16 protein-coding genes are annotated in these 19,838 nt (G+C 68.9%); 9 read left to right on the forward strand and 7 right to left on the reverse strand.

Annotation, left to right across the window (positions count from 1 at the left end; genetic code table 11):
* Positions 1-35: 35 nt before the first annotated feature.
* Positions 36-1,064 carry a cell division protein ZapE gene (gene zapE, locus LQ566_RS03780; RefSeq protein WP_231090251.1) on the reverse strand — a complete coding sequence of 343 codons (1,029 nt, stop codon included), beginning with the start codon at positions 1,062-1,064 and terminating at the stop codon, positions 36-38.
* A gap of 159 nt (positions 1,065-1,223) precedes the next feature.
* Here zapE and LQ566_RS03785 point away from each other — a divergent pair, with 159 nt between their 5' ends.
* Both LQ566_RS03785 and LQ566_RS03790 read left to right on the forward strand, forming a co-directional pair.
* On the forward strand, positions 1,224-2,126 hold the full coding sequence (locus tag LQ566_RS03785) for a sulfurtransferase (protein ID WP_231090252.1): 903 nt from the start codon (positions 1,224-1,226) through the stop codon (positions 2,124-2,126).
* Between the two features lie 98 nt (positions 2,127-2,224).
* Positions 2,225-2,659 (forward strand): SufE family protein, encoded by a 435-nt coding sequence (locus LQ566_RS03790; protein ID WP_231090253.1) that lies wholly within the window; start codon positions 2,225-2,227, stop codon positions 2,657-2,659.
* 230 nt (positions 2,660-2,889) lie between these two features.
* On the opposite strand, the gene LQ566_RS03795 is transcribed toward LQ566_RS03790, so the two are convergent.
* Positions 2,890-4,071 (reverse strand): alpha/beta hydrolase family protein, encoded by a 1,182-nt coding sequence (locus tag LQ566_RS03795; RefSeq protein WP_231090254.1) that lies wholly within the window; start codon positions 4,069-4,071, stop codon positions 2,890-2,892.
* Between the two features lie 25 nt (positions 4,072-4,096).
* Here LQ566_RS03795 and LQ566_RS03800 point away from each other — a divergent pair, with 25 nt between their 5' ends.
* The 4 genes from LQ566_RS03800 (at position 4,097) to LQ566_RS03815 (ending at position 9,502) form a co-directional block, all read left to right on the forward strand.
* On the forward strand, positions 4,097-4,684 hold the full coding sequence (locus tag LQ566_RS03800) for a DUF3000 domain-containing protein (protein ID WP_372459772.1): 588 nt from the start codon (positions 4,097-4,099) through the stop codon (positions 4,682-4,684).
* Between the two features lie 2 nt (positions 4,685-4,686).
* The gene (locus LQ566_RS03805) at positions 4,687-5,886 is read left to right on the forward strand and encodes a ribonuclease D (protein WP_231090255.1); all 1,200 of its coding nucleotides are present in this window, start codon (positions 4,687-4,689) and stop codon (positions 5,884-5,886) included.
* Positions 5,887-6,150: 264 nt separating this feature from the next.
* Positions 6,151-7,350: a thiolase family protein gene (locus LQ566_RS03810; RefSeq protein ID WP_231090256.1), complete on the forward strand. Its 1,200-nt coding sequence runs from the start codon at positions 6,151-6,153 to the stop codon at positions 7,348-7,350.
* Positions 7,351-7,354: 4 nt separating this feature from the next.
* Positions 7,355-9,502 (forward strand): 3-hydroxyacyl-CoA dehydrogenase NAD-binding domain-containing protein, encoded by a 2,148-nt coding sequence (locus LQ566_RS03815; RefSeq protein ID WP_231090257.1) that lies wholly within the window; start codon positions 7,355-7,357, stop codon positions 9,500-9,502.
* Positions 9,503-9,796: 294 nt separating this feature from the next.
* Here the strand turns inward: LQ566_RS03815 and LQ566_RS03820 are convergent, their stop codons facing one another.
* Together LQ566_RS03820 and LQ566_RS03825 are read right to left on the reverse strand one after the other, a co-directional pair.
* A complete protein-coding gene (locus tag LQ566_RS03820) occupies positions 9,797-11,434 on the reverse strand; it encodes an HNH endonuclease signature motif containing protein (RefSeq protein ID WP_231090258.1) in 1,638 nt (545 codons plus the stop codon).
* A 193-nt stretch (positions 11,435-11,627) separates the two neighbouring features.
* Positions 11,628-12,521: a DMT family transporter gene (locus LQ566_RS03825; protein WP_231090259.1), complete on the reverse strand. Its 894-nt coding sequence runs from the start codon at positions 12,519-12,521 to the stop codon at positions 11,628-11,630.
* Positions 12,522-12,618: 97 nt separating this feature from the next.
* On the opposite strand from LQ566_RS03825, the gene LQ566_RS03830 reads away from it, so the two are divergent.
* The gene (locus LQ566_RS03830) at positions 12,619-13,449 is read left to right on the forward strand and encodes a LysR family transcriptional regulator (protein ID WP_231090260.1); all 831 of its coding nucleotides are present in this window, start codon (positions 12,619-12,621) and stop codon (positions 13,447-13,449) included.
* On the opposite strand, the gene LQ566_RS03835 is transcribed toward LQ566_RS03830, so the two are convergent.
* The 3 genes from LQ566_RS03835 to LQ566_RS03845 are packed head-to-tail and all read right to left on the reverse strand — an operon-like array spanning position 13,446 to position 17,588.
* A complete protein-coding gene (locus LQ566_RS03835) occupies positions 13,446-15,071 on the reverse strand; it encodes a GMC oxidoreductase (RefSeq protein ID WP_231090261.1) in 1,626 nt (541 codons plus the stop codon). The two genes, LQ566_RS03830 and LQ566_RS03835, sit on opposite strands and share 4 nt — an antisense overlap.
* On the reverse strand, positions 15,068-15,979 hold the full coding sequence (locus tag LQ566_RS03840) for a YegS/Rv2252/BmrU family lipid kinase (protein WP_308070514.1): 912 nt from the start codon (positions 15,977-15,979) through the stop codon (positions 15,068-15,070). The genes LQ566_RS03835 and LQ566_RS03840 overlap by 4 nt, the downstream gene beginning before the upstream one ends.
* Positions 15,972-17,588: an FAD-binding oxidoreductase gene (locus LQ566_RS03845; protein WP_231090262.1), complete on the reverse strand. Its 1,617-nt coding sequence runs from the start codon at positions 17,586-17,588 to the stop codon at positions 15,972-15,974. Before LQ566_RS03845 ends, LQ566_RS03840 begins: the two co-directional genes overlap by 8 nt.
* A 20-nt stretch (positions 17,589-17,608) precedes the next feature.
* Here LQ566_RS03845 and LQ566_RS03850 point away from each other — a divergent pair, with 20 nt between their 5' ends.
* Positions 17,609-18,205 (forward strand): TetR/AcrR family transcriptional regulator, encoded by a 597-nt coding sequence (locus LQ566_RS03850; protein ID WP_231090263.1) that lies wholly within the window; start codon positions 17,609-17,611, stop codon positions 18,203-18,205.
* Positions 18,202-19,749, forward strand: coding sequence for a glycerol-3-phosphate dehydrogenase/oxidase (locus LQ566_RS03855; protein ID WP_231090264.1), 1,548 nt, complete (start codon positions 18,202-18,204; stop codon positions 19,747-19,749). The genes LQ566_RS03850 and LQ566_RS03855 overlap by 4 nt, the downstream gene beginning before the upstream one ends.
* Positions 19,750-19,838: the final 89 nt, after the last annotated feature.

Raw genomic sequence — 19,838 nt, forward strand, 5'->3', positions numbered from 1 at the left:
GAACAGCGTGTTTCGCCGCACGGTTCCGGGAGCGCTCAACTGTGGGTCTGAGCGTTCAGGCGTGACACCGCGCGCAGGTACTTCTTGCGGTAGCCGCCCCCCACCATCTCCTCGCTGAAGACGTCGTTGAGTGCCAGCCCCGTGGCGCGGATCGGGATCTGGGCGTCGTAGATCCGATCGACGAGTGCGACGAAGCGCAGCGCCTCGGACTGATCAGTGAGCTGGCGGACGTCTCGCAGGCCAACGGCGTCGAGTCCGGTCACCAGCCGGACATAGCGAGAAGGATGGACACTGGCCAGGTGGCGGATCACATCGTCGAAATCGTCATCGGAGGCGGTGCCGGCCGCGGCCAGCGCTGCCGTGTACGCCGCATCATCGAGGGTCACAGCCGTGCCGTCGAGCGCGCGCTGACGGTAGTCGACGCCGTCGATGCGCACCGTCTGGAAGCTGTCTGACATCGCCTGGATCTCGCGCAGGAAGTCCTGCGCCGCGAAGCGTCCCTCACCGAGCGCGTTGGGGGGCGTGTTGCTCGTCGCCGTGATCCGTGTGCCTCCGGCGACGAGCTCGCCGAGGAAGCGGGTCATCACCATCGTGTCGCCCGGATCGTCCAGCTCGAACTCGTCGATGCAGAGAAGACCCGTGCCCCGGAAGAGGTCGACCGCGTTGCGATAGCCCAGCGCACCGACGAGAGCGGTGTACTCGATGAATGAGCCGAAGTACTTCCGCCGGGCGGGGAACGCATGGAAGACGGACGCGAGCAGGTGGGTCTTGCCGACTCCGAAGCCGCCATCCAGGTACACGCCGGGCTTCAGCTCGGCTTCCTTCGGCGCCTTGCGACGTGAGAAGAGGCCGCCGCGCTTGGCCGTCGAGGACGGGGCGCAGAAGGCCATCAGCAGTTCCTTCGCCTCACGCTGCGACGGGTAGGCGTCGTCGGTGCGATAGGTCTCGAACGTCGCGCCGTCGAACTGGGGCGGCGGCACGAGGCTCGCTACCATCTCGTCGCCGGTGAGCTGAGGGTTGCGGTCGGTGAGGTGCACGACTGTGCTGCTCGCGGCGGACGTCATCGGGTTCCTGTGTCTGTGTCGTCGAGGACTGGGCGGTGAAGAGCGGACATGTCGTTGTCTTACGAAACGGCTCTCCCGTCCCCAACCCGCAATAGGCTGGAAGGGACGGTGAATACCCTACGCCGTCCGCACCCAGCCCGCCCGCACGAAGGAGAACCCGTGGCCGTCGAATTCGACACGTCGTCCGAGAAGATCAGCGAGTATGCACACCCCGAGCGCCTCGTGACGACCGACTGGCTCGCCGCGCATCTCGACGAGCCCGGACTCGTCGTGGTCGAGTCCGACGAGGACGTGCTCCTGTACGAGACCGGCCACATCCCCGGTGCCGTGAAGGTCGACTGGCACACCGAGCTCAACGACCCGGTGGTGCGCGACTACCTCACCGGTGAGCAGTTCGCCGCGCTGCTCGGCGGAAAGGGCATCTCCCGCGACGACACCATCGTCATCTACGGCGACAAGAACAACTGGTGGGCTGCATACGCCCTCTGGGTGTTCACGCTGTTCGGTCACGAGGACGTCCGCCTCCTCGATGGCGGCCGCGACAAGTGGATCGCCGAGGGTCGTGAACTCACCACCGACAAGCCGGTCCGTGAGGCGGTCGAGTACCCCGTGGTGGAGCGCGACGACTCCAGCATCCGTGCCTTCAAGGAGGACGTGCTCGCTCACTTCGGCAAGCCGCTGATCGATGTGCGCTCCCCCGAGGAGTACAGCGGCGAGCGCACTCACATGCCCGCGTACCCCGAAGAGGGCGCGCTTCGCGGTGGCCACATCCCGTCGGCGCAGAGCGTGCCGTGGGCGAAGGCCGCCGCCGAGGACGCCACGTTCCGCAACCGGGCCGAGCTGGACGCCCTGTACCGCGATGGTGCCGGTCTGAAGGATGGCGACGACATCATCGCCTACTGCCGCATCGGCGAGCGCTCGGCGCACACCTGGTTCGCGCTGACCTACCTGCTCGGTTTCGAGGGAGTGCGCAACTACGACGGTTCCTGGACCGAGTGGGGAAGCGCCGTGCGCGTGCCCATCGTCACCGGCACCGAGCCGGGCGAGATCCCCGCGCGCTGACCTTCGTCTCCCGATGCCCCGCCGGCTTTCGCCCGCGGGGCATCGTCGTCCCTGCGCACGCGGACCCGAGTGCGCCACCGCGTGGGAGGATGGAGGGGATGAATGCTGCAGAACTTCCCGCCACACTCGCCGAGATCCGCGACGAGTTCCTCGAGCTCGACGAGTCCGATCGCCTGGAGCTGCTGCTGGAGTTCTCCAACGAGCTGCCGGATCTTCCCGAGGAGTACCAGGGACATCCCGAGCTGGCTGAGCGCGTGATCGAGTGCCAGTCGCCGGTGTACATCATCGTCGACGTCGATCAGGACGGCGTGGTCTCGATGCACGCGACCGCACCGGCCGAAGCACCCACCACACGCGGGTTCGCCAGCATCCTGTCGCAGGGCATCACCGGTCTCACCGCCGACGAGGTCCTGGCGATCCCCGATGACTTCCCCCAGACCATCGGACTCACCCGCGCGGTCTCGCCCCTGCGGATCGCGGGAATGACCGGCATGCTCATGCGTGCGAAGCGTCAGGTTCGCGAAAAGCGCTGAGCACATCCGGCGGGGAATCTACCCCGATCAACTCGCGAATTCGTCCTCGGAAGTCAGAAGCGTGTCCGGCATGCTCATGCGTGCGAAGCGTCAGGTTCGCGAAAAGCGCTGAGCACATCCGGCGGGGAATCTACCCCGATCAACTCGCGAATTCGTCCTCGGATATCAGAAGCGTGTCCGGCATGCTCATGCGTGCGAAGCGTCAGGTTCGCGAGAAGCGCTGAGAGCGCTCAGGCCGTGAAGCCGCGCTCCGCCAGCCAGGAGCGGATGTCGCCGTCCCAGCGGCTCTGATCGTAGTTCCAGAGCTTGGTGTGCCGGGCGACGGAGAAGACGTCCAGCTGCACGATGTCGGGCCGCGCCTCGGCCAGCGCATGCGCCCCGTCGGACGGGACGAAGCCGTCGTCGTCGGACGCGAGGATGAGCACCGGGACATGGAGCCTGTCCGCGCCGGCCACCATGTCCAGGCGGTCGAAGGGAATCGGGGCCCCGGCACCCATCGCGCGTGCGCTCCACCCGCCCTGCAGGGAGGAGACCGCGAGATTTCCGAGCGGTGCCGGAATGCGGTTCTCCTGCGCCTGATAGGTCAGCACGCTCCGCCAGTCGATCACGGGCGATTCCAGCACGATCCCGGCGATCAGCTCGCGATAGGCAGAGCGCGTCGCCGCCTGGAGCACGATGGCCCCACCCATAGACCATCCCATCAGGATGACGCGGGCGGCCCCGTGACGCTTCGCGTAGCCGATCGCTGCGTCAACGTCCCGCCACTCCGTCTCCCCCAGCGCGTACATTCCCGAGCGGCTGCGCGGAGCCTCTCCATCGTTGCGGTAGGACACGATGAGGGACGTGATCCCGGCGTCGTGGAACACCGGCACGGCGCGCAGGCACTCGGCCCGCCGCGTTCCGCGCCCATGCACCTGGATCACCCAGGTGTCGCCGCCCGGGAAGATCCAGGCCGGGGCGGGGCCGGCTGCGGTGCCGATCAGCTCCGGCTGATAGGGCAACTGCAGCTGATCGGGCGCGTCGAAGTACCAGCCGCTGAAGGCGGCGTCGCGACCGAGCCGCATCGCGCCGTCCACCTCGGTGAGGAGCTTGCGGGTGACGGTGTGCTCGTCTTGAGCGAGGATGGTGCCGAGCTTGATGTAGTCGACGGTTCCCGTCGTGAAAAGCCCGTAGCGACCCGGCAGGCGGGTGTCCGGGGTGCTCTGAAGCGTGATGGTCTGCGCCTTGAGGTCCAAGCGCACGATCCGCGTGTCGTTCTCCCGGTTCGCCGGCACGACCACCCGGCGCGCGACGGTGCGCACGAGCGCGAAGAGGGCACCGAGTACCACTGCCAGCGTCCCCGCGAGGACCGCGATCAGTATGCGGAGGACAGTGAGGGTACCGGCTGGGACGGCGCGCCTGGGAGTGTTCATCGCCCACTCACTTTAGTCTGTCGGCGTGACGGGAGACTCACCAGTAGACGCGATCTTCGCGCAGGCGCAGGAACTGCTGCGCGCGGTGACGTTCCGCGAGGACTTCTCGGTCCGGGAGATTCCCGCACCCCAGGGCCTCGCCCCGTACGCGATCGCGCTCGCCGGTGACGTCCGCCCCGCCGAGGAGGGTGAGTCGGCATACGGCACCGGCCGGTTCGTGCTCCTGTTCGATCCGTCGTCTCCAGATGCCTGGGAGGGGCCGTGGCGGATCGTGTGCTTCGCGCAGGCCCCGATGGAGCCGGAGATCGGCGCGGACCCGCTCCTGGCCAGCGTCGCCTGGTCCTGGCTGCGTGATGCACTGACGTCGCACGAGGCGCAGGCTCACGCCGTCTCGGGCACGGCCACCAAGACCATCTCCACCGGCTTTGGATCGCTGGCGGCGGAAGGGGATGGCGCACAGATCGAGCTGCGCGCCTCCTGGTCGCCGTCCGGAGCGGTGGACGGACACGTGCGAGCATGGGCTGAGCTGGTCTGCATGCTCGCGGGACTCCCGCCGGGCTCGGAGCAGATCGAGATTTTCGGAGCACGGCATATGCGGAGCACGGCGGAGTGAGTGTGACTGAGTACCAGGTGATCGACACCTCGGCGGGACTGGACGCCGCCATCGAACGGCTGCGCGTCGGCGTGGGCCCCGTCGCCGTCGATGTGGAACGGGCTTCGGGGTTCCGTTACTCGCAGCGTGCCTACCTGATCCAGGTGTACCGGCGCGGCTCAGGCGTCTTCCTGTTCGATCCGCCGCCCATCGGCGATTTCCGCGCACTGCAGGACGCGATCGGCGAGGTCGAGTGGGTGTTCCACGCCGCGAGCCAGGACCTGCCATCCCTGCACGAGCTGGGCCTGTACCCGGCCACCCTCTTCGACACCGAGCTCGCGGCGCGTCTGCTCGGACACCAGCGCGTCGGTCTCGGCGCGATCGTCGAGGAGGAGCTGGGCATCACGCTGGAGAAGGCGCACTCCGCCGACGACTGGTCCACGAGGCCTCTCCCCCAGTCCTGGCTGGAGTATGCGGCGCTCGACGTGCTGCACCTCATCGACCTGCAGGAGAAGCTCGTCGCCGAGCTGGAGGAACAGGGAAAGACCCGCTTCGCTCGCGAGGAGTTCGACGCGGTTCGCGACAAGGCCCCCAAGCCGCTGCGCGAAGACCCGTGGCGCCGCCTCAGTGGCCTGCACACCGTCCGGGGCCGCCGCAACCTGGCCGTGGCCCGCGCACTGTGGGAGGCCCGCGAAGCCTACGCCCAGGAGCAGGACGTGGCGCCCGGACGCCTGATTCCGGATCGGGCGATCGTCGCGGCGGTACGCGCGGAGCCCGCCACGAAGCAAGCGCTCGCGTCTCTCAAGGAGTTCACCGGCCGCGCCAGTCGTACGCAGCTGGACCGCTGGTGGTCTGCGATCGAGGCCGGGCGCGCCACCAGCGAGCTCCCGCCGGATCGCGTGGCCTCGGACACGCTCCCGCCGCCCCGGGCGTGGGCGGACCGCAATCCCGCAGCCGATCTGCGCTACAAGGCAGCGCGCCCGGTCCTCGAGGAGCACGCGCGCGAGCTCACGATGCCCAACGAGAACCTGCTCACCCCCGACTTCCTCCGGCGGGTGTCGTGGGATCATCCGGGCGACGACGTCGCCTCGATCTCGGCAGCGCTGCGCGCCCTCGGCGCGCGCGAGTGGCAGATCGAGCAGACCGCACCGCTGATCTCCGCCGCATTCATCGCGGGTCCTCCCGCCGAGCCGTCGGCGACCGCCACCGCCGCCGCCGAATGATGCGGGCCAGACCGCACGGCTGATCGCCGGTGCGTCCATCCCGGCCCTCCCCGGAGCCGCCCACCCTCACCGCACGAGCGGAACGCCGTCCGCCTTTCGTGGACGGCGTTCCGCTCTCGTTCACGCGGCACCGGCCCGTGATTGTCGAAAGCGTGCAAGGCTCAGAGGACAGCTGGAAGCCGATTCGTAGAAACACCCCAACGGCTTCCGGTGAACCTGAGTTCCACAATATGCTGGACTCAATCTCACGACATTGGAGGCAGAGTGGCCGAGAACTCGGACGTCTACTTCATCGACGGCATGCGTACGCCCTTCGGGCGAGCCGGCGAGAAGGGCATGTACTGGAACACCCGCGCAGATGACCTCGTCGTCAAGGCGATCATGGGTGTGATGGAGCGGAACCCGCAGGTACCGGGCGAGCGCATCGATGACGTCGCCATCGCAGCGACCACCCAGCAGGGCGACCAGGGCCTCACTCTCGGACGGACCGGCGCCATCCTGGCGGGCCTGCCGTTGTCGGTACCGGGCTTCGCGATCGACCGCATGTGCGCCGGGGCGATGACCTCGGTGGCCACCATGGCCGGCTCCATCGGCTTCGGCATGTACGACCTCGCCCTTGCCGGCGGCGTCGAGCACATGGGGCACCACCCGCTCGGTGTCGGCGCAGACCCCAACCCCCGCTTCCTCACCGAGAAGCTGGTGTCCGCGGACGCGCTCAACATGGGCATCACGGCCGAGCGCCTGCACGACCGGTTCCCGCAGCTGACCAAGGAGCGCGCCGACCGCTTCGGGATGCAGAGCCAGCTCAAGGCAGAGGCCGCATATCAGGCCGGCAAGATCCAGCCGGATCTGGTCTCCGTCGCCATTCGCGACGCGAACGGTGCCTGGGGTCTGGCCACCGCTGACGAGGGACGCCGCCCCGAGACCACGATGGAGGGGCTCGCCACGCTCAAGACCCCGTTCCGTCCGCACGGGCGCGTGACGGCCGGAACGTCCTCGCCGCTCACCGACGGCGCCACGATGAGCCTGCTGGCCGGATCGCACGCGGTGTCGGAGCTGGGACTCTCGCCGAAGATGCGCCTGGTCTCCTTCGCCTTCGCCGGCGTCGAGCCCGAGGTCATGGGGATCGGCCCGATCCCCTCCACCCAGAAGGCCCTCGACAAGGCCGGACTGACGATCGACGACATCGGCGCATTCGAGCTGAACGAGGCGTTCGCGGTTCAGGTGCTCTCGTTCCTGGATCACTACGGCATCGCCGATGACGACCCGCGCGTCAACCCCTGGGGTGGTGCGATCGCGCTCGGTCACCCGCTGGCAGCCTCCGGCGTGCGCCTGATGATCCAGCTCGCGGCGCAGTTCGCCGAGCATCCGGAGGTCCGCTACGGCCTGACCGCGATGTGCGTCGGCCTGGGCCAGGGCGGATCGATGATCTGGGAGAACCCGAACTACACCGGAAAGAAGTGACCCGATGACCAACTACGACGCCATCGACTTCTCGCCCCTGCAGGCTTTCGCCGCCGATGAGGTCGTCACGCACTCCCCCGTGCGCGACGTCACTCTGCCCTCTGGCAAGGTGCTCGCCCTCATCACGCTGGACAACGGTCGCGACCACACCCGCCCCAACACGCTGGGTCCCGTCTCTCTCACCGAGCTCGGCGAAACTCTCGCCGGGCTCAAGGATCGCGCATCACGGGGCGAGATCCAGGCGATCGGGATCACCGGCAAGCCGTTCATCCTCGCCGCCGGCGCCGACCTCTCCGAGGTGGCGAACATCCCGAACCGCGAAGCCGCGCTGCTGATCGCGCAGCTGGGTCACAAGGTGCTGGGCTCGATCACTGAGGTGGGCGTGCCCTCGTTCACCTTCGTGAACGGTCTGGCTCTCGGCGGGGGCGTGGAGATCGGGCTGAACTCCCACTACCGCACCGTCGACGCCTCCGCAGCGGCGATCGCGCTTCCCGAGGTGTTCCTCGGCATCATCCCGGGCTGGGGCGGCGCCTACCTGCTGCCCAACCTCATCGGTATCGAGAACGCGCTGGAGGTCGTGGTCTCCAACCCGCTGAAGCAGAACCGCATGCTGAAGCCCCAGCAGGCGTTCGAGCTCGGCATGATGGACGCCATCTTCCCCGCCGCGAACTTCCTCGAGGATTCCCTCGTGTGGGCAGACGGAGTGCTCAGCGGCTCCATCACGGTGGAGCGCAAGAATGAGCCCGGCAAGATCGAGCGTCTCACCAAGTGGCCCATCGCCATCAAGATGGCCAAGGGGATGCTGGAGTCGAAGATCGGCACCATGCCCCGCTCGCCGTACAAGGCTCTGGAACTTCTCGACAAGGCCAAATCCGGCACGCGGGCTGAGGGCTTCGAGCGCGAGGACGAGGCTCTGGCCGAACTCATCACCAGCGACGAGTTCGCGGCTTCGATGTACGCCTTCGATCTGGTGCAGAAGCGCGCCAAGCGTCCGGTCGGCGCACCAGACAAGGCCCTGGCCAAGAAGGTCACGAAAGTCGGCATCATCGGCGCAGGTCTCATGGCCAGCCAGTTCGCCCTGCTGTTCGTCCGCAAGCTCCAGGTGCCGGTGCTCATCACCGACCTCGACCAGGCGCGCGTCGACAAGGGCCTGGCGTACATCCACGAGGAGATCGCGAAGCTCGAGACCAAGGGTCGTCTGGACTCCGACACCGCGAACAAGCTGCGCGGCCTGATCCACGGCACCACGGACAAGAGCGAGTACGCGGACTGCGACTTCGTCATCGAGGCGGTATTCGAGGAGGTCGGCGTCAAGCAGCAGGTGTTCGCCGAGATCGAGCCGATCATCGCCGAGGACGCGATCATCGCGACCAACACGTCATCGCTGTCGGTCGCCGAGATCGGTGCGAAGCTCGCTCACCCCGAACGGCTCGTCGGGTTCCACTTCTTCAACCCGGTCGCGGTGATGCCGCTGATCGAGATCGTCAAGACGGACACCACCAACGAGCAGGCGCTCGCGACCGCGTTCGTCGTTGCGCGCGGGCTCGGCAAGAACGCTGTGCTCACCGCCGATGCCCCCGGCTTCGTGGTGAACCGGCTCCTCGCCAAGGTGATGGGCGAAGCTGCGCGGGCGGTCTACGAGGGGACCCCGGTCGAGAAGGTCGAGAAGGCCTTCGGCCCACTGGGCCTGCCGATGGGCCCGTTCCAGCTCATCGACCTGGTGGGCTGGAAGGTGGCAGCCCACGTGCAGGACACGATGGTGCGCGCCTTCCCCGACCGCTTCTATGCGAATGAGAACTTCCACCAGCTGGCGGAGCTGTCCGACATCGTGGAGAAGGACAAGGGCGGCCGCGTCACCGGCTTCACGAAGGCTGCGGAGAAGGTTCTGAAGCCCGCCGTGGGCAAGACCCCGACCGATGAAGCGACCATTCTTCGCCGGGTACAGGATGGCCTCGCCGAGGAGATCCGGATCATGCTCGACACCGAGGTGGTTCCCGAGGTGCAGGACATCGACCTCTGCCTCATCCTCGGCGCCGGCTACCCGTTCATCGATGGCGGAATCACGCCCTACCTGGACCGCGAGGGCGCTTCGCAGCGTGCCGCGGGCGGCGCGTTCCACTCCCCGGAGATCCGCGGCATCGGGAATCGCTGATCGTACATCGTGCGCAGGCGGGCGGTCCTTCGGGGCCGCCCGCCTCGTTGTTCTCAGCGGCAGTGCCGGGTCCGGGCGAGCTGCGGTGCGTCTCAGCGGGATGCCGGCGCAATAGCTACTCGTCCTCAGCGACGCGACCCGCGATGGCCGTCGCCCTCTCGTTCGTTCCCGTCGGTACGTGGCCGGCGGCATGCGCGAAGTCGTAGTCCCGACAGAACCGCGCCACAGCATCGGTCAGGTGAGAATCGCGCTACGGCACCGGGCGCATGAAGAACATCAGGGAGAGTTCGTCCGTCAGAACGGCGGCGGGTCGGCTGGGGAAAGACCCGGGAGGTGGTTCACGGCGACGTGGGTCGCCGCTCTGGCGTCCGTCGAGCTGGGTACCGGCGAGGCGACATCCGACGCCACGGGAGTGAAGCTCACGGCGTGGCGAGGTGGGGTATCGATGTACTCGTGACCGAGGGGACTGGTCCAGCGCAGCACCCCGCCGCCGAGGCTCTCGACCTTCCAGGCGGAGTTGTGTTTCAGGACATGGTGTCGGCGACAGAGGTGAGCGAGGTTGTCGATGCGAGTCTCGCCGCCGTCGTCCCACGCCAGCGTGTGGTCGAGATCGCATTGGTGGGTGGGTCGTCGACATCCGGGGAAGCGGCAGCGCTCATCCCGTGCGGCGAGGAAGCGACGCATCCCCGCTGACGGGGTGTACCGATCGACGGCCAGCACATCGCCGGTGACCGCATCGGTCACGAGGCGATCCCATCCCGGCTGATGTGCAGCGAGCTCCCGCACGCTGTCCGCATCGATCGGGCCCACTCCGGTGAGCGTGGCCCCCGTGTCGTCAGGTCCGGCAAGCGTTGCCACCGGGACCGTCACCTGCACCCGACCACGGATCGCGGCAACGGCCTGCGACGTTGTCGTCGGTGCGGCGCCGAGCAACAGATCGCACAGCACATCGACGGCGATCTGCGGGAGCGTACGCATATCCGGGATCGCGCCTGCGGTGCTCGCCGTTCGGGGCCGTCCGCCAGGCGCAGAGCCATCAGAACATCTCGCGAACGAACCGGCAGGGCCCGTCGACGACCCCGGACGCCCGGCACACCCAGAACATGCGCCTGTGCTGCTCTGTCCCAGGTCAGGTGCCGCCGGATCTCCGAAAGAGCCCTGGCCCGCGGGATCGTGCTTGATGGAGCGGGCCATTCCCATGATGCGGTCAAACGCACCATGCGCGAGGAGGGTGGGCATGAACACTGCCAAGCGCGACATACCGTCGGCATCGTCTGTGACGGTGACGCATCGTGCCCGACGCGCCTCACGATGACGATCGCTCACGGAGACGGGCATGGCCTCTTCGGCGAGCACGGCGAGGGAGTTCTTGAGTCGCCACGGGGTCGTGGACTGGGCCTGCTCCACCGCCGCCGCCTCGTACCTCGCCCGAGCCGAGTCGTCTGAGATCGCCGCCCCCGCTTGGACGATGACCCGCACGTGCGCGGCCGTGATCGATCCGCCATCCAACGCGGCATGCGTCGCGGGGAATCGAGTCACGAGCGTGTACGCATCGCTCAACTGGCGCTGGACCTGCGCATCGCTGAGGTGAAGAGCAGCGGCGAACTCCGCCGCAACAGAGCGTACGGCCAACTCGGAAGACGCCGAGGAGTGATCACCGGACGCCTCCGGACCCACCACCCGGCACAACACCTGCGATAGCAGGGTCGCCTGCGTCGCGGCCAGCATCGCCATCACCCGCTGCAGACGCCGCGCCTGCTCCAGCATGCGCGCCAGGTCGGCAGCCGCGGCATCGGATGCCGGAGACATCGCCGAAGGATCCGCAGCAGGTCGCACGCCCGAGAGCCGCACCAGCATCGCGGACACATCGAGGGTCGGTTTCACCCCGGCGAGTTCCTCCGCGGGCGGTGTCGTGGCGGTCGATGTGAGCATGATCCATTGTCTCAAGATTCGAAGCTTTGTTCGAGTTATCCACATGAGAAGAGCATGTGATCCCGCGTCCGGCGATACGCGGAGATCGCGGACCGAGCCCCAAACCCGACGACGAACGGCGGGGTAATCCCCGGATCAGGGGCCGCACTCCCCTTCCGGGCGCAGCATCCCACCGCCATCTCGAACACCCCCGTCACCGCCAGCGCGCTGCCGGCACCGTCGCCACGCGCTTCGCGGGCTGCACCCGCAGCAGGCACGCCAGTGCCCCGAGAACGAGGCCGACCACCACCGGTGCCGTGATCTCCTCACCGATGACCGCCCAGGCGATCACCGCGGTGACGGCGGGAATCATGGAGAACACGATCGACGCCTCCCCCGCGCCGACGGCACGGACCAGCCACGAGTAGCAGGTCGTGCCGGCCGCGCCGATCAGTCCGATGACCACGATCAGCCCCCAGACGTCGCCGCCCGCGGGCATCTGCAGCGGTGCGGTGAGGAGAAACGGGACGAGGAGAGGGAGACCCACACATGCTCCGATGGCGTTCACCGCGATCGGACTCTCGGCGCGTAGTCGCTCTCCCTGCCAGAGCGAGCCGAGCGACAGTCCCAGCAGCGCCAGGATCACCACCGCGAGAGCGGAACCCACCCGCGCGTCCGCGACGATCTTCGGGACACAGGCGCTCGTCACAGCCGCCGCCCCGACCGCAACGGCCCACCACACGCGCGCGCCCTGCCGCCGCCGCAGGATCACCGACGTCGCCACCGCTGTCATCACGGGGTTCATGGCGATCACGAGCGCGACGATGCCCGCACCCGCGCCATGGCCGAGCGCCCAATAGGACGCGATGAACTGCGCACCCTGAGTGAGGACGTTCACACCGATGACATCGCGCAGCGCGCGCCCGCGCGGAAGACGGATACGCATGACCAGCACTGCCGTCCACAGCACGATCGCGATCACGATCCAGCGCAGGGCGAGCACGAGGAAGGGAGCGACGGCGCCTACCGCGACGGCGCTCAGCACGTAGTTGAGCGCGTATAGGACGATGGTCGCAGCAGCCGCGACGAGCACTGAGGGCTTGAGCATGCTTCGACGGTGCGCCCACAGCGTTGCGGTGCCGAATCCGGATCACGAATCGTGATGGATCGCCGCCGAGTCGGGATTCCGGCATCACACTGGGATGATGAGCGTCCTCGGCATTCCGGAACTGAGAAGTCTGCTCGCGGTGTCCGCCTTCGCCGGCGTGGGACGCGCCGCAGAGGCGCTGCACCTGTCTCAGCCGGCCGTCACCGGACACCTGCGACGTCTGGAGGCCGAGGTGGGTGCACCGCTGATCGTCCGCCGGGGCCGCACCATCGCCCTCACGGCGGCCGGCGAAACTCTCGTCGCCGATGCCTACCGGATCATCGCGGCACACGACGACGCCCTGGATCGCGCCCGCGGACGCATCGGCTCAGATCTCGTCGTCGCGTCCACGAACATGGCCGGAGTCGGGACCCTCCGCACGGTCTCTCGTGTGCTCGCCGCCCATGCTCCCGGGCAGCGTGTCTCCGTCCGATTCCATCGCACCGTGCATCTGGAGGGGTTCGCCCGGGCCGGCACAGCGGATGTGGTGCTCGGCTACGGCCGGTTCGGTGCGGACAGCGTGCCCATCGGCCGCGTCGAGCTGGACTGGTTCACCTCCGCCGCCCACCCGCGCACGGATGCGCTCGTCGCATTCACGGCGCCGTGCCTGGTGCGCGAGACGCTGCTCGCCTCCCCCGTGGCGCGCGGGCTCGATCTCGTCCGCGAGAGCATCGATCTGACCGGCCTCCTGATGGCCGTACGCGCAGGCGAGGGCATGACAGCGCTTCCCCGATCCCACCGCCATGAGCCGGGACTCGCCCCGGTACCGGGACTGGCATCCCCCGGGACGCTGCAGCTGAGTGCGGTCGTCTCCGAACGACTCCCCCGTGATGCTCGCCACGCCCTGGTGCGGGAGCTGCGGGCGGCTGTGGCCGCCGACGTGCTCTAAGCCTGCGGCGGCCGCTCGTCGGGCATGCCCTTGTCCGGCCAGAACGACATGGCGCGCTCCGCGAGTGCGGTGATCGTGAGCGACGGATTCACTCCCGGATTGGCCGGAACCGCCGAACCATCGACGACGAGCAGGCCGGGGTGCCCCCACGCGCGGTGATATTCGTCGACCACGCCCTCTGCCGGGGAAGAGGAGATCACCGCGCCGCCTAGGAAATGCGCGGTGAGGGGAATCCCGAACACCTCGGGCCAGCTGCCTCGCGCAGCCGCGGGTGCACCGGTGTGCTGGCGGATCTGCGCCGCGATGGCTTCGGTCGCGCGATGAGCTTCCGGCAGATACGAGGGGTTCGGCTGGCCGTGTCCCTGCCGGCTCGTCAGTACGAAGCGGCCGAACCGCCGGCGCAGCGACAGCGTCAGCGAGTTGTCCGCTGTCTGCATCACCAGGGCGATGATCCCCCGCTCGCTCCAGCGGTGGAGCGAGGCGAGGCGCAGTTCACGAATCGGATGACGCATCACCTTCCCCGCCAGCGCCAGGATGCGTCCCGCCAGGTTCCGGTCCCCGGGCACCAGTACCGTGGCGAGCATGCCCATCAGGTTGGAGCCCGGCCCGTAGCGCACGTTCTCCACGTGCGTGCGCTCATCCACATGGAAGGAGGTCGTGATGGCCACACCGTCGGCAAGGCCCGCGCCCTCCGGCACGCGTGTGGCGACCGCGCCGTCGAGCGCTTCGGAGTTCGTCCGCGTGAGCCTGCCGAGCGCATCCGACAACCGCGGCAGCGAGCCCGCGGCTCTCATACGATGCAGGAGCTGCTGAGTCCCCCAGGTCCCCGCGGACACGACCACGTGTTCCGCCCGGATCGTCCGGCGTTCCCGAGCGAACCAGGCCCCGGTGCGCTGTGTGGTGACGAGGAAGCCCCCTGCGGAGTCCTCACGCACGTCGACCACGGTCCGCAGCGCTTCGATACGCGCACCGCGACGCTCCGCCAGGGCGAGGTAGTTCTTCACGAGCGTGTTCTTCGCGCCCACCCGGCAGCCGACCATGCAGTTGCCGCACAGCGTGCACCCGGTGCGATCCGGTCCGTCTCCGCCGAAGTACGGATCGGGTACCCGCACGCCGGGCATACCGAGGAAGACGCCCACCGGCGCTTGCCGGAAGGTGTCGGCCACGCCGAGGTCCGCGGCAGCGCCCGCCATGATGCGTTCCACGACGCCGGTATGGGGGTAGTGTTCGACGACGCCGAGCATGCGTCGCGCCGTCTCGTACGAGGCGTGCAGCTCGGCCTCCCAGTCCCGTCCCGCCGGCCACTGGGGATCGGCGAAGAACGCCGGCCCCGGCTGATAGAGCGTGTTCGCGTAGTTGAGTGATCCGCCTCCGACACCTGCGCCGGCGAGCACCATCACGTGCGGCAGCCGGTGAATGCGCTGCACCCCGAAGCAGCCGAGCAGAGGTGCCCAGAGGTATCGACGCACGTCCCACGAGGTCTTCGCGAAATCTTCGTCCGCGAAGCGGCGACCCGCTTCGTACACACGGACGCGATAGCCCTTCTCCGACAATCGCAGCGCGCTCACCGCCCCGCCGAAGCCCGAACCGATCACGACTACGTCCTCATCGAACTCGGTCACCTCGACTCCTTCCCCACCAACATCGTCAGGGCGCCCGGCAGGACGCTCACCCGGCACGCGCCCTGCGCGATCCTCTCGCCGTCCGCGTACACGACGAGATCGGGCGCCGACACCTCGATCGCGCGCGCCCGACAGCGATGGGCCTCCGGGCGATCGAGGTGAGTGCCTGCCAGCAGCCGCGGCAGCAGCAGGATCAGGCGCAACATCGACAGCGGTGCCACATGCACGACATCAAGCACGCCGTCGGCCGGGTCAGCACCGACGCACATCGGCATCCCGCCGCCGTAGCTCGCGGTGTTGCCGATGGCGATGAGGGTGCCGGGCTGCTCGGTCACCGTCTCGCCGTTCATGCCGAGGCGGAACCGCATGGGGCGCACGCGAAGCACCTCGATGGCGATGGCCAGGAAGTAGCGGACCCGCCCGCGCGGATATCGAAGCCGATTCGTGCGCTCGCTGACCTTGGCATCGAAGCCGAGCGCAGCAATGGTGAGGAAGAGGCGTTGTCCGTCTACCGCCTCGATCACCCCGACATCGATCCGCCGCGGGGCGCCGCTGATCGCCGCGTCCGCCGCATTCTCAGGCGAATCGCGCGGGATGCCCAGCGCGCGAGCGAGGTCGTTTCCGGTGCCAGCCGGCACCAGGACGACGGGGGTGCCGTCGCTCACCAGGGGTTCCGCGAGGGCGGAGAGAGTCCCGTCCCCGCCGATGACCACCACTGCGTCCGGCGCGTCCGCCAGGAGCTCGATCAGCAACCGTCGCGCCTCAGACGCATCGTCGCCACGTCGTTCGCTCACCAGCGCGCCCCGGCGACGCAGATGTGCGACCGCCGCATCTCCGATGGCTGCGCCGCGGCCCTTGCCCGAGTGAGGGTTGACGAGGACCGCCACCCGGCGAGCGGGCTCAGTCACGATCCGCGACCAGGACGCCGGGGTTCAGCACCCCGGAGGGGTCGAGTTCCCGCTTGATCGCCCGGAGGATGCGCACACCGGTCTCGCCGATCTCATCCACCAGCCAGGGGGCGTGATCGCGGCCGATGGCGTGATGGTGCGTGATGGTGCCGCCGGCGGACATGATGGTGTCACCGACCCGGCGTTTCACGGGCTCCCAGACCGCCAGCTGGTCACCGCGCACGCCCGCCAGCACCGTGAAGTACAGCGAGGCGCCTGTGGGGTAGACGTGCGATATGTGGCACATGATGAAGCTCTTCGCCCCCGCGGCGGCGAACCCCTCTCGGAGCGCGGCGGTGACGGCATCGCGCAGGCGATGCAGGTTCGCCCAGGTCGTCGCGGTCTCCAGCGTCTCGCAGAAGACCCCCGCCGCCAGCAGCGAGTCACGCAGGTACGGGCCGTCGAATCGGCCGTCCAGCCACTCCTGAGCGGCGGTCCGGCCCGAACTGGTGCCGCCGGCTGCGGAGAGAACGGCAGCGGTGCGTTCGCGCTGGGCGTCACTGTCCTCCCCCTCGAAGACCGTCACGGCGCTGGCACCACGAGCGAGCACCCGACCGATCTTGCCCACCTGTGCGAGGCTGACGCCGGTCTCCGCCTCGTCCGACAGGCGGATGACGGTGGGTTGCGCGCCGCTGTGCACCACCCGGCGCAGCGCCTCCACGCCGGTGGTGAAGTCGGGGAAGGTCCACGACTCGACGATGCGCTCGGCAGGTATCGGATGCACGCGGACACGCACCTCGGTGATGACGCCGAACGCCCCCTCGGAGCCGAGGAAAACACGGATGAGGTCGGGCCCCGCGGCCGACCCCGGTGCGCGCCCGAGGGTGAGCTCGCCCGTCGGCGTGGCGACGCGGAGCCCGGTGACCATCGCATCGAAGCGCCCGTATCCCGCCGAGTTCTGCCCCGACGAGCGCGCAGCCGCGAAGCCGCCGATGCTCGCGTAGCGGAAACTCTGGGGATAGTGACCGAGCTCGAAGCCGTGCGCGGCGAGCAGCCGCTCGGCCTCAGGGCCGCGCGTACCGGCGCCCAAGGTCGCCTCCCGGCTCACGGGGTCCAGGGCGATGAGCCCGCTCAGGGAAGCGAGATCCAGCGCGATGACAGCGGAGTGCACTCCCCGCTCGGGATCCAGCCCGCCCACCACGCTGGTTCCCCCGCCGAACGGCACCACCGCGATGCCGATGTTCGCAGCTTCAGCCACGAGCCGCGCGACCTCGGGGTGGTCCGCCGGCCGAACCACCGCGTCGGGGACACGCTGCGCGCGCGCTCGACGCCGCAGCAGGTCGGGTGTCGAACGACCACCCGCGTGACGCAGTCGAGCCTCAGCGGTGACATCGACGCCGCCCGGGCCGACGATCCCCTCCAGCGCGACGCGCTGCTCGGGCGACAACCGCGACGGCTCCACCGCCACGTCCGCCAGCTCCGGTGCCGCGTCTGGCCGCTGCAGGCGGCCCAGGAGCGCAGGCAGGAGTGCCCGGACGGCGAGAGGAAGGCCGGTGGCCCGAGCAGGATCGCCCCACCCGTTCCAGAGCATCTGCGGATCGTCGGGGGTGGTTTCGCGACTCTGCTTCACGCGTTACAGTGTGACACATCATGGAAAAACGTCAACCGGTTCTCGAACGCAGCACCGCTCGCTGGGACGAGACGCAACTGCAGATCCTCGACGCCGCCGAGCTCCTGATCACCCAGCGAGGTGTGGGCGGGCTCACCATCGCAGAGCTCGCTCGCACGTCGGGCTTCAGCCGCCCCACGGTGTACCGCAGCTGGCAGGGCGCGGACGATGTGGTTCGGGCGGCGCTGCTGAGGCGCGTCCTGGATCTGCTTTCCGGCTTCACCCCGGCCACCACGCGCGAGGAACTGGTGGCCGATGTGCTGGAGTTCGCGAGACGCTTCCGCGCTGACGCGATGTATACGGCGCTCCTCGAGCGCGAGCCCGAAGTGTTCACCCGCTACACGCTGCAGCGGTTCGGCAGCAGCCAGCTTGCGATTCTGGACTGGCTCGCCGAGTCGATCACCCGCGCCCAGGAACAGGGCTCGGTGCGTTCGGGGGACCCCGCAGAGATCGCCACCATGCTGCTCCTCATCACGCAGTCGGCGATCCTCTCCCATGGGACCGTCTCGGTCCTCCTCGATGCCGCGGCATGGCGACGCGAGCTGCGCTTCGCCCTGGACGGCCACCTCCGGCCATGACAGACCGCCGGGGATCCTCCGCGCTGCCCCACGCCGGCAGCCGCCGCCGCGCGCTGCAACATGCCGCAGACGGCATGTGGGACGTCCTCGTCGTCGGAGGCGGAATCACCGGGGTGGGCGTGGCCCTGGACGCTGCCGCGCGCGGGCTTCGCGTCGTGCTGATCGAGGCCGAGGACCTGGCCTTCGGCACGAGTCGGTGGAGCTCCAAGCTCGTGCACGGCGGACTGCGCTACCTCGCGACGGGCGACTTCGCGACCGCGGTGGAGAGCGCGCACGAACGCCATCTGCTGATGACCCGGATCGCACCCCACCTGATCCGTTCACTCCCCCAGCTCATTCCGTTCGGCACAGCCGTGGATTGGAGACAGCGACTCGGCGGAACGGCCGGCATGGCGATGGGCGATCTGCTGCGCGTGCGCGCAGGCACACCACGCAGTGTGCTGGCCCGGCCCCGCATGGTCCGCGCGACTACGGCGCGCCGTCTTGCCCCCGCCCTGGATGAGCGACACCTGCGCGGCGGCGTGCTGGGCGCCGACGGCCAGCTCGTGGACGACGCCCGCCTCGTCGTCACCGCCGCCCGGACCGCGACCGCCTACGGTGCCACGATCATCACCCGAACCCGCGCAGAGTACCTGCATCGTGACGGTGCCGTGGCGATCGATCAGCTCTCCGGCGAGCGTCTGGAGATCCGGGCGCGAGCGGTGATCAACGCCACCGGCGTGTGGGCCGGCGCGATCGACGACAGTATCCGTGTGCGTCCCAGTCGCGGCACCCATCTGGTGGTGAGTGCGGCAAGCCTCGAACATCCGAGCGCTGCCGTAATGGTCCCCCACCCCGGCTCACTGAGCAGGTTCGTCTTCGCCCTGCCCGCCCAGCTCGGACGAGTCATCATCGGGCTCACCGACGAAGACGCGCCCGGACCCGTCGCCGCGACGCCGACGCCCACCGAGCAGGAGATCGACTTCCTCCTCGCGACGATCAATCCAGCGCTTCGCAGCCCGTTGCCGCGCGAGGCCGTCATCGGCGCGTTCGCCGGACTCCGTCCTCTCATCGACAGCGGCGCCAGAGGTGCGAGCGCCGACATTTCGCGGCGGCACATGGTGACCCTCTCGCCCGCCGGGTTCGTGAACGTGCTCGGTGGCAAGCTCACCACATACCGACGCATGGCGGAGGAAGCGGTCGACCTCGCGCGCGACACCTTCGGGCTCGCGGCGGGGCCGAGCGTCACGGCAGCACTGCCGCTCGTCGGCGCCACGGGCGCCACTCCCGGCGACACACCACCACAGCTGCGGCAGCGCTTCGGCGCGGATGCAGCGACCGTGCTCGCTATGGCACAACTCGGCAACCCGTCATCGATGATCGTGCCCGGCGTCGATGTCCTGCGCGCCGAGGTCGAATTCGCGGTGCGCGCCGAAGGTGCGCTGACCGCCGATGACGTCCTCGATCGCCGCACCCGCATCGGACTGGTTCCCGCCGACCGTGACGCCGCCGCCCCCGCCGTCGTGGAGCTGGTCGCCGAGACGCTCGCATCGCTCACACCCTGATCCGGGCTTGTGCCGGGCGCCGACCGCGTTCCGAATCCGGCGCGCCGACGTCGGCGTGGCCCGCTCCTTGCGGTGAACGCGCGGACCGG

This window comes from Microbacterium nymphoidis, from assembly GCF_021044885.1.
GTDB lineage: Bacteria > Actinomycetota > Actinomycetes > Actinomycetales > Microbacteriaceae > Microbacterium > Microbacterium nymphoidis.

What these genes read in the sequence shown, in the direction of transcription:
- LQ566_RS03850 (WP_231090263.1), top strand. Translation starts at nt 17,609, where the DNA reads ATGGAAAAACGTCAACCGGTTCTCGAACGCAGCACCGCTCGCTGGGAC.
- LQ566_RS03830 (WP_231090260.1), top strand. Translation starts at nt 12,619, where the DNA reads ATGAGCGTCCTCGGCATTCCGGAACTGAGAAGTCTGCTCGCGGTGTCC.
- LQ566_RS03815 (WP_231090257.1), top strand. Translation starts at nt 7,355, where the DNA reads ATGACCAACTACGACGCCATCGACTTCTCGCCCCTGCAGGCTTTCGCC.
- LQ566_RS03825 (WP_231090259.1), bottom strand. Translation starts at nt 12,521, where the DNA reads ATGCTCAAGCCCTCAGTGCTCGTCGCGGCTGCTGCGACCATCGTCCTA.
- LQ566_RS03790 (WP_231090253.1), top strand. Translation starts at nt 2,225, where the DNA reads ATGAATGCTGCAGAACTTCCCGCCACACTCGCCGAGATCCGCGACGAG.
- LQ566_RS03855 (WP_231090264.1), top strand. Translation starts at nt 18,202, where the DNA reads ATGACAGACCGCCGGGGATCCTCCGCGCTGCCCCACGCCGGCAGCCGC.
- zapE (WP_231090251.1), bottom strand. Translation starts at nt 1,064, where the DNA reads ATGACGTCCGCCGCGAGCAGCACAGTCGTGCACCTCACCGACCGCAAC.
- LQ566_RS03820 (WP_231090258.1), bottom strand. Translation starts at nt 11,434, where the DNA reads ATGCTCACATCGACCGCCACGACACCGCCCGCGGAGGAACTCGCCGGG.
- LQ566_RS03795 (WP_231090254.1), bottom strand. Translation starts at nt 4,071, where the DNA reads ATGAACACTCCCAGGCGCGCCGTCCCAGCCGGTACCCTCACTGTCCTC.